We start from the raw sequence: 1,096 nt of genomic DNA on the forward strand, positions 1-1,096 counted from the left end.
ACGCGCACCGTCAACAGGCGTCGCGCCGCTCGGGAGGGTCTGCACAACCCTCGACCGGTCCTCACGACCGGCCCACGACCGCCAAATCCGCCGCTCAGACGCATTCGGTGAATACTGCGGGTTCAAGCGGTAGGCTCACTATATCCTCCCCTCCACCCAGTTGGCCACGATCAACCCCGGTACGCTGTCATGCGCTCGCTCGGCGTCTCGGTCGAGGTCGAGCCGCTTCGGCAGCTTGACCTGCGGTACCAACAGAAAGATCGGCGCGGTGACCTGGTTACGGCCGGTCTTCGAACGCGAGGCGACCGCCTGACCGCGGTTATTGATGCGAGCTCTGTCGGCGACGAGCAGGCTCGGGCCGCGGCGGCGATAGACGAAGCGCAGGCGGAGGCCGCGACGACGCTCCCATTCGCCGGGGGTGAGCTTGGCGCCTCGGAGGCCCCGCCCGGCGGCCTCGGTCGGGATTGCCAGCCAGAACCCGTCCTTCGAGCGGATCAGCGGACCGGTGTCGTGCGCGCCGACGATGACCGGGGCCTTGGACCAGACCAGTGCAGCGGCGTTCAGGCTCTCGCCGGCCTTCGGGTAGGTCTGGCTCCGGATCGAGTTGGCGAGCCGCCGGCCGAGCCCCGCCCCGGTGATCTGCCCACGCCAGGCGGTCTTCAGCCCCGTGCCAGCCTCGCGCATTGCGGCGGTGACGGCTTTCTCGCCTGCCTTTACCTCAGCGGCCATGGCGGCGACGAGTTCGGGCGTGAAGTCGAGTTTCAGCTTCATCGCGATCAGACCGGACGCAGATCCACGGTCCAGACGAGCCGCTCGCGGTCGCGGACGGGCTCGCCCTGGATGAGGAAGCCTTCGCCGTCGATCTCGATCCGGTCACCGGGACGCGGGTTGGCCACCTCCGCGAGGCGCAAATCCAGCCGGGTGGTCTCGGACCAGATGCGCGCCTCGCCGAAACCGGTGACATCGTCCGGCCGGCGCAGGATGGCGCGGACCAGCGACGGTGCGCCGCCCTCGGCGGTGTAGACGACGTCGCGCGCGAGATGCGCGTCGGCAAAGAGCGCGTCGAGGGCGGCGGCGAAGGCGGTCATCAGAAGCT

General features: G+C 69.4%; 2 protein-coding genes. Both read right to left on the reverse strand.

What is annotated here, in order from left to right; genetic code table 11:
* Nucleotides 1–138 precede the first annotated feature (138 nt).
* A complete protein-coding gene (locus DLJ49_RS21270; RefSeq protein WP_115395489.1) occupies nt 139–771 on the reverse strand; it encodes a DUF6441 family protein in 633 nt (210 codons plus the stop codon).
* 5 nt (nt 772–776) lie between these two features.
* Nucleotides 777–1,088 (reverse strand): head-tail joining protein, encoded by a 312-nt coding sequence (locus DLJ49_RS21275; RefSeq protein WP_115395490.1) that lies wholly within the window; start codon nt 1,086–1,088, stop codon nt 777–779.
* Between the last annotated feature and the right edge of the window lie 8 nt (nt 1,089–1,096).

Source organism: Rhodovulum sp. 12E13 (assembly GCF_003340565.1).
Taxonomy (GTDB): Bacteria; Pseudomonadota; Alphaproteobacteria; order Rhodobacterales; family Rhodobacteraceae; genus HLUCCA09.

What these genes read in the sequence shown, in the direction of transcription:
- DLJ49_RS21275 (WP_115395490.1), bottom strand. Translation starts at nt 1,088, where the DNA reads ATGACCGCCTTCGCCGCCGCCCTCGACGCGCTCTTTGCCGACGCGCAT.
- DLJ49_RS21270 (WP_115395489.1), bottom strand. Translation starts at nt 771, where the DNA reads ATGAAGCTGAAACTCGACTTCACGCCCGAACTCGTCGCCGCCATGGCC.